General features: G+C 67.6%; 8 protein-coding genes. 6 read left to right on the top strand and 2 right to left on the bottom strand.

Going from position 1 to position 7752, the window contains the following annotated elements:
• From gcvP to ACWELQ_RS31420, 6 genes are all read left to right on the top strand, one after another.
• Positions 1–2046, top strand: a 2046-nt coding sequence (gene gcvP, locus ACWELQ_RS31445) for an aminomethyl-transferring glycine dehydrogenase (RefSeq protein WP_452400661.1), incomplete at its 5' end; no start/stop codon positions are given.
• Positions 2047–2168: 122 nt separating this feature from the next.
• The gene (locus ACWELQ_RS31440; RefSeq protein WP_452400660.1) at positions 2169–2849 is read left to right on the top strand and encodes an SDR family oxidoreductase; all 681 of its coding nucleotides are present in this window, start codon (positions 2169–2171) and stop codon (positions 2847–2849) included.
• A gap of 26 nt (positions 2850–2875) precedes the next feature.
• Positions 2876–3490, top strand: a complete 615-nt coding sequence (locus ACWELQ_RS31435) for an SDR family oxidoreductase (protein WP_452400659.1) — start codon at positions 2876–2878, stop codon at positions 3488–3490.
• Positions 3491–3528: 38 nt separating this feature from the next.
• Complete coding sequence (locus tag ACWELQ_RS31430; protein ID WP_452400658.1) at positions 3529–4038, top strand: hypothetical protein; 510 nt, start codon at positions 3529–3531, stop codon at positions 4036–4038.
• 56 nt (positions 4039–4094) lie between these two features.
• Positions 4095–5300 carry a hypothetical protein gene (locus ACWELQ_RS31425; RefSeq protein ID WP_452400657.1) on the top strand — a complete coding sequence of 402 codons (1206 nt, stop codon included), beginning with the start codon at positions 4095–4097 and terminating at the stop codon, positions 5298–5300.
• Positions 5293–6048 carry a hypothetical protein gene (locus ACWELQ_RS31420; protein ID WP_452400656.1) on the top strand — a complete coding sequence of 252 codons (756 nt, stop codon included), beginning with the start codon at positions 5293–5295 and terminating at the stop codon, positions 6046–6048. Before ACWELQ_RS31425 ends, ACWELQ_RS31420 begins: the two co-directional genes overlap by 8 nt.
• Positions 6049–6058: 10 nt before the next feature.
• On the opposite strand, the gene ACWELQ_RS31415 is transcribed toward ACWELQ_RS31420, so the two are convergent.
• Both ACWELQ_RS31415 and ACWELQ_RS31410 read right to left on the bottom strand, forming a co-directional pair.
• A complete protein-coding gene (locus ACWELQ_RS31415; RefSeq protein ID WP_452400655.1) occupies positions 6059–6469 on the bottom strand; it encodes a DUF7144 family membrane protein in 411 nt (136 codons plus the stop codon).
• 103 nt (positions 6470–6572) lie between these two features.
• On the bottom strand, positions 6573–7752 hold a 1180-nt coding region (locus ACWELQ_RS31410), incomplete at its 5' end, for a VWA domain-containing protein (protein WP_452400654.1).

The raw sequence follows: 7752 nt of genomic DNA, 5'->3' as shown, positions 1-7752 counted from the left end.
GGCACCACGCAGCGCTTCGGGCTGCCGCAGGGCTTCGGCGGCCCGCATGCCGGATACCTCGCGGTGCATTCCGCGCACGCGCGGCAGCTGCCGGGCCGACTGGTCGGCGTCTCCGTGGACGCGGACGGCAATCTGGCCTACCGGCTCGCGTTGCAGACGCGTGAGCAGCACATTCGCCGTGAGAAGGCGACCTCGAACATCTGTACCGCGCAGGTGCTGCTGGCCATTCTGGCCGCCATGTACGCCTCCTACCACGGCGCCGACGGGCTGCGTTCGCTCGCGCGCCGGGTGCACGGGCACGCGCAGTGGCTGGCCGCCGGGCTCGGCGACGCGGTGGTGCATCAGACCTACTTCGACACCGTCCTGGTGAATGTGCCCGGCGGCGCGGAGGCCATCGTGACCAAGGCGAAGGGGCACGGGATCAACCTGCGGCTCGTCGACGCCGATCACGTCGCCATCGCGTGTGACGAGGTGACCACCGATACCCACGTGGTCGCGGTGCTGGACTGCTTCGGCGCGGAGATCCCGGTCGGGCCCGAAGGTGCGCTGTTCCACGGCAAGCAGCGTCCGCACATCGAGGTCCGCACCTCGGAGTACCTGACCGCCCCGGCGTTCACCAAGTACCGCACCGAGACCGCCATGCTGCGCTACCTGCGCGCGCTCTCGGACAAGGACATCGCCTTGGACCGCAGCATGATTCCGCTCGGCTCCTGCTCCTTGAAGCTCAACGCGGCCGCGGTGATGGAGTCCATCACCTGGCCCGGCTTCATCCGGGTGCACCCGTACGCGCCGGTCGAGGACGCGCCGGGCCTGATCAAGCTGATCGAGGATCTCGAGGGCTGGCTGTGCGCGGTCACCGGCTACGACCGGGTTTCGTTGCAGCCCAACGCCGGTAGCCAGGGCGAGTACGCGGGCCTGCTGGCGATCCGCCGCTACCACCTGGATCGTGGTGACTCGCACCGGGATACGTGCCTGATCCCCTCCAGCGCGCACGGCACCAACGCGGCGTCGGCGGCCATGGTGGGCATGCGGGTGGAGGTCGTGAAGACCCGCCCCAACGGCGACATCGACCTCGACGACCTGCGTGCCAAGATCGCCGACCACGCCGAGCGGCTGGCCTGCATCATGATCACCTACCCGTCCACGCACGGCGTGTACGAGCACGAGGTGGCCGAGCTGTGCGGGCTGGTGCACGAGGCGGGCGGCCAGGTGTACGTGGACGGCGCGAACCTCAACGCGCTGGTCGGGCTGGCCCGTCCGGGCAAGTTCGGCGGCGACGTCAGCCACCTGAACCTGCACAAGACCTTCTGCATCCCGCACGGCGGCGGCGGTCCCGGTGTCGGCCCGGTCGCGGTGCGCGAGCACCTGGCGAAGTACCTGCCCGGCGACCCCCTGGAGAAGGGTTCGCACGCGGTGTCGGCCGCCAAGTACGGTTCGGCGTCGATCCTGCCGATCACCTGGGCCTACATCCGCATGATGGGTGCCGACGGCCTGCGCCGCGCCACCCTGACCGCCATCGCCTCGGCCAATTACATTGCCCGCAAGCTGGACCCGCACTTCCCGGTGCTGTACACCGGCGACAACGGCATGGTCGCCCACGAGTGCATCCTCGACCTGCGCGAGATCACCAAGCAGACCGGCGTCACCGTCGACGATGTGGCAAAGCGCCTGGCCGACTACGGCTTCCACGCCCCGACCATGAGCTTCCCGGTCGCGGGCACGCTCATGGTGGAGCCCACCGAGAGCGAAAACCTCGAAGAGCTGGACGCTTTCATCGAAGCCATGATCGCGATCAAGGGCGAGATCGATCAGGTCGCCGCGGGCGTCTGGCCGGTCGAGGACAACCCGCTGCGTGGCGCTCCGCACACCGCGGAATGCCTGGTCGGCGAATGGGATCACCCGTACTCCCGCGAAAAGGCCGTCTACCCGCAGGGCGTGAAGCACGTCCGCGCCAAGGTGTGGCCGTCCGTGCGTCGCATCGACGGCGCTTACGGCGACCGCAACCTGGTCTGCTCCTGCCCGCCGCTGGACGCCTACACGGACTGACGACGGGTCGTCTCGAACACGTCAGCGCCCCACCGGTTCTCGAAACGGTGGGGCGCTTTCCGTACCGGCCGCCGGGCGTGGGGACTCGACGGCTCCGCGATTCGGCGGCAAGATCGATGATCATGAGCGATATCGCGTTGGTCACCGGCGGCAACCGCGGGATCGGCCGGGAAGTGTGCAAGCAGTTGGCCGAACGCGGGTTCACCGTGGTGCTGGGGGCGCGGTCGGCGGAGGCCGGTAAGGCCGCGGCGGCCGCCGTGGGGGCGCTGCCCGTGCTGCTGGATGTCACCGACGACGCGAGTGTCGTGGCGGCGGCGCAGGAAGTGGCGGAGGTGCACGGCCGCCTGGATGTGCTGATCAACAGTGCGGCAATCACCTACGACACCTGGCAGCGCGCGGAGACCGCGGACCTGACGGTCGTGCGCGAAGCGGCGGAGACCAACCTCTACGGTCCGTGGCGGATGGTCCAGGCTTTCCTGCCGTTGTTGCGCAAGAGCTCTCATGCCCGCATCGTGAACGTCTCCAGCGAGGCCGCCTCCCTCGCCGGCATGGGCGGCGGCACTCCGGCCTACAACACGACGAAGGTCGCCCTCAACGCACTGACCCGCATGCTGGCCGCCGAACTGCGCGCTGACCGCATCCTGGTCAACTCGATCTGCCCCGGCTGGGTCGCCACCGATATGGGCGGCCCTGGCGGCCGTCCGATCCCTGAGGGTGCGGCCGGAATCGTCTGGGCCGCAACTCTTCCCGACACCGGGCCGACCGGCGGCTTCTTCCGCGACGGCCAACCCCTGCCCTGGTGACAGGTTTCCGAGATTCAAGGAGTGTCATGAAGTACCTGGTCATCGGCGGCACCGGCCGCACCGGCCGCCACGCTGTCGACCTGCTGGACAACCTCGGTCACGAGGTGCTCATCGGGACCCGGCACCCTCGGGATGAGCGAAGCGTGGCTGTCGATTTGGCCGAACCGCTCGACCCCCACCTGCTGACCGGCATCGACGGCGTCATCGTCTCGGTGGAGCCGCCGGTGGATACCGCGGCCGCCGATGCGGTCATGAACGCCGGTGTGCGCGGCCTTGCCGAACTGGCTGCCGCGCAACGGGTCCCGGTCGTGCTGGTCTCCCAGATCTATATCACCCGCGCCGACGAACATCCGGATATGGCGGGGATCATCCGGGCTCGTGGTGCCGGTGAGCAGGCGCTGCGCGACAGCGGCGCACCCTATTCGATCGTTCGCCCGAGCTGGCTCACCAATTCCCCGGCCACCGGCATTCACCTCGAACAGGGTGACCGTGGCGACGGCCGAGTCAGCCGGGAAACCGTGGCCGGTACGGCGGTCGCCGCTCTCGTGCACCCCGAAGCCCACGGCAAGACCTTCGAACTCTACGACGGTCCGACCCCCGCCGATTGGCCCGCCGCGTTCGCGGCCCTGGTCGCGGATTGATCCACTCGGGCTCCGGCGGGCGGCGGAAGGCACCTGTGTTGCCGCGCCTCGTACGTTGGGGCGCAACATTGTTCGCGGTCGGCGGCGTCGTGCTGCTGGTGACAGTGGGTTGGTCGTTGTTCGTCCCCGCCGCACCGCCTGCTGGAACTCCGCCCTGTGGGGCGCTGACCGATCAGCAGGCTCGTGAGCAGCTGACGGAACACTTCAATGTCGTGGTGCCCGAACAATTTCGGCTGCGAAGGATGAGCGATCACTGCTCCGGTTCCGGTTGGATGGCAGACCCCGGGTATCGGTACGTCGGCCAGTTCGCGACGACGCCCGCATGGTTGGACGACCATCCGCTCGCGATGCCCGCGAACTACGCGCAGCGTGCGGGGACGTGCGCCGATCTGGCGCAGTGGGAGCCGGTCGGCCCCGATTGCGTGTCCTCGTCCTCGACGCTCTACACCGAGGTGGGTTCGTCGCCGGACTCGTGCTCGGTCCTGGTGAGCAGGTCCGCGACCGCCGCGGACCTCTACGCCGATTGTCGGTGGGGGTATGTCGGGTAGGTCGGAGGGTGGCAGAGTCGAGGCGAAACGATGGTTGTGAGGGGAAGGGGTGCCGCGTGCGGGAGCGGGAGGCGCGCATCGACGGGGCGGGCAATATCTTGGTCGTGCCCGCGAAACTGCGCGAGAGCGAGTGGGTCCGGGACTTCTTCGGCGAGGTGATCGATGCGGAGGAGTTCGCCTGCGGGGCAGTCGATCTCGCGCGGAAAGATGTCTACCTGTGCGGTGAGGTGTGGGCGATCGATGCGCGGCAGGTGGAGGCGGCCGAGCGAGTGTTCGTCGTGCGGGAGTTGTCGCAGAGTTACGGTCCGGAAGGGCCCTGGCCGGTCGTCGATCTCGGGCGGGTTCCGGTTCGCGTGCACGGGTTGGGTGTGTATTACCGGCGGTTCTTCGAGCTCGGGGACGATCATTTCGGGCGGATCAGCGGTGAGCATGTCTTTCAATCGCTGACCGAGTCGACCAAGCCGGGGACGGCTCACCGCAGCGGGATCTATCTGACGCCGGTGACGCGCAGTGGTGCGGAGTTGCGGTTCCGGTTGTTGCGCTGTTCGACGAACCTGTCGGGGCCGACCGAGAATTTCGGGCCGACCGACGCGGACATCGTGGAGGCGTTGAATCGTGAGGCCGACACCGTTTTTCGAGGGCATGCGGCGCTCAATCACGTGCTCGCGCAGATCTATCACAACACGCAGGCCACGGTCGAGCGCAAGCAGGCCAAGGCGAAGATCTCGTCGCACGCCGACAAGACCAAGGACATGCCGGTCGAGGGGATCATGGCCTTCTGCACGTTCTACGACGGACTCGACAAGCTGCGGCCGTTGAGCGACGGGTTCGACTACGGCGTGAGGAATGTCAGCGGGCTGACCAAACTCCGCTTCCGGTTGAAGGATTCGGTCGAAGAACGCGACGAGCTCCCCACGCGGTTCGAGCTGCCCCTCTATCCCGGCTCGGTGTTCTTCATGCCGTTGTCCACCAACCGGCTCTACACGCACGAGATCCGGCCCTCGATGCTCGACGCCGAATTGCTGCCGACCCGGCTGGGATACGTGGTGCGCTGCTCGAATGCCGAGGCCGTGCACAAGGACGGCCGGACCTTCCTCGAAAAGGCCGGGGGCTTGGTGGAATTGGGTCCGCCCACGCAGGAGGGCATGGACGAGTTGCGTGGCCTGTACGCCGAGGAGAACCGCAGCACGGACTTCATCGACTACGGGGATCGATTCCCGTTCAGCATGAACGTCGGAGACTACATTGCCCCTCGTGCCTAGGATTTCCGACGCGGTCGTGCCCTACGACCTACCGGGCGATGACAACCTGTTCGCCGAGCTGTACGCGTCAGTAGCCTGGGAGGACCTGGGCAAAGGCCGAAAAGGAGCCACCCTCACCAAGGTTGACGAGACGGGCGTGCCCCTCGTGCGCACGACCACTCGATACGCCTGTCCCGCACAGCGTTTCAGTGCATTGCACGACCGGCTGGCCCAACGCATCCGAGCCCGAGCCGGACTCCCCACCGAGTTCAACAACGCCCTCATCGAGACCTACACCAACGCCTACACCTCCATGGGCGCCCACTCCGACCAAGCCCTCGACCTCGCCGACAACTCGTTTATCGCCGTCTTCACCTGCTACCGGCACCCCGAAGCGGTCCCGCCGAGGACACTGATCGTCGAAGCGAAGGAATCAGGCGAGAGGGCTGAAATCCCGCTCGCCCACAACGGTTTCGTGACGTTCACCGTCGAGTCGAATCGGCTGTTCAAGCACAAGATCGTGCTGGATACTCCCGGCCGGGCTGCGGACAACGACTGGCTGGGCGTGACCTTCCGAACGTCGAAGACCGCCCTGCGGTTTCGCGACGGCATCGCGTATCTCCCGCAGGGCGGTCCGCTCACGTCGGCCGATGACGACCAGCAGCGCGAGTTCTATCAGCTGCGCCGACGCGAGAACACCGAGACGGATTTCGTGTACCCACCGCTGACCTACACCGTCAGCGCGAGCGACCTGGAACCGCCCGTCTGACGCTGACGGGTCAGGCGTTGGCGGGCTTGTAGGCGGCGATGGCCCAGATGACTATGACGTCGAGGGCGATGATGAGCAGGGACCACGCCGGGTAGTAGGGGATCCAGAGGAAGTTCTCGACGATGGACAGAGCGGCCAGGATCATGGCGGCGGTGCGGCCCCACGTGGTGCCCTTGAGCAGACCGATGGCGACGCAGATCTCGATGACGCCGAGGACGATGTGGATCCAGCCCCAGCCGGTGGTGTTGAGTTTGTAGACATAGTCGTAGCCGACGACGAGCAGGTCGTCGGCGGCGACGGCGGAAATGCCCTGCAGGACCGACAGCACGCCGATCACGATCAGCAGAATGCCCGCCGCGATCGAGGTTCCGGCTGCCAAGCCCTGCTTCAGAGTCGGTTCAGGACCAGTACTGTGTGCCATTCGCCGAATATGCCACGGGTTTGCTGATGGATCGGTAAAGCGACGCGCCCGTGTTGCGGTCCGGATCTCGGGCGCGTCGCCCCTCGTCGTCGTTGCCGGGGTGTCAGGGGGTGGTCAGTGCCTGGGAGACGGCGGTGCCGAACGGGAGATCCGCGGTGGTGTTCACCTTGGTGTAGGTGCCGCCGGTGCGCTGGCTGAGGGTTTGCAGAGTCTGGGTGCCCGCGCCGCCGATCACGATGATGTCGACACGCACCGGATGCGCAGGATCGGTGGCGGCCGCGATGTCGGCGAGCAGTTGATCGCCGGTGACCGTCGAGTCGTCCTCGGGGCCGTCGGTGATCAGCAGGATCGAATTGGTGCGGGCGCTCGCGTAATTGGCGAGCACGTTCTTGTAGGCCGCCTCCAGCGTGGGATAGGTGCGATCCGGTTTGGAGGGGCTGGCGGTGACGGTGGTCAGCGCCTGGCTCAGCGCGGTGCGCTGCGCGTCCGTCAGCGCGGCGGTCGGCGTGAGCACCTTGTAGGGGTTGTTGCCGTCGAGGTTCTTGGAGTACTCCCACACGCCCAGCCCGAAGTCGGGCGGCATGACACCCATCGTGGACTCCAGTGCCGCAACGGCATTCGCGAGGCGGGTGCCGTAGCCCTCCGATGCGGACATCGACGAGGAGACGTCGAGCAGCACGGTGGCCTGCACCCCGAGCACCGGGTGCGCGAGGATCCCGGTCACCTTGTCCAGCACGGTCTTCGCGGGGACGGCGGTCGCGGCCGGGGGAGCCGCGCCGAAACCGTTGTCGGTGAACAGTTTCGACTGATCGGGTGCGCGCAGGAAATCGGCGAACAGGCTGCCGACCAGATTCTGGGTCGGGTCGACCCAGGAACCGGTGAGCTGTGCGGCCGGGAAGTCGGCGACCGGTCCCGCGCCGTCGGGGCGGAAAGCGGTGAGCCCGTTGCGGGCCCGGATCTGCTGTTCGGTGGCGGCGACGGCGTGCACCGGCGCAGCGGGATCGGTGGCGGCGGCCAGCGCGGTGAGGGTGGTGGCGACGTCCTTGGCGGCCGGGGCGTCCGCGGCCAGCAGCGAGACCGCGGAGATGACCTGACCGGTGGCGACCGCCTTGTCATCGAGCGGATCGGTGCCCGACACCCCCGAGCCGACCGCGGTGGCGACGGCGAGGGAGGCGTCCCCCGCGGGCACGTGCGCGAACCCCCCGCTCGGATCTTCCGACGGTCCACCCGGCGCCTGATAGACACCGTCGATGGTGACGAACTGGGTGACCGACAGTTCCATG

It is taken from the genome of Nocardia sp. NPDC004722 (assembly GCF_053601505.1).
The sequence above is the reverse complement of the archived record's forward strand: the minus strand, read 5'-3'. Positions and strand labels throughout refer to the sequence as shown.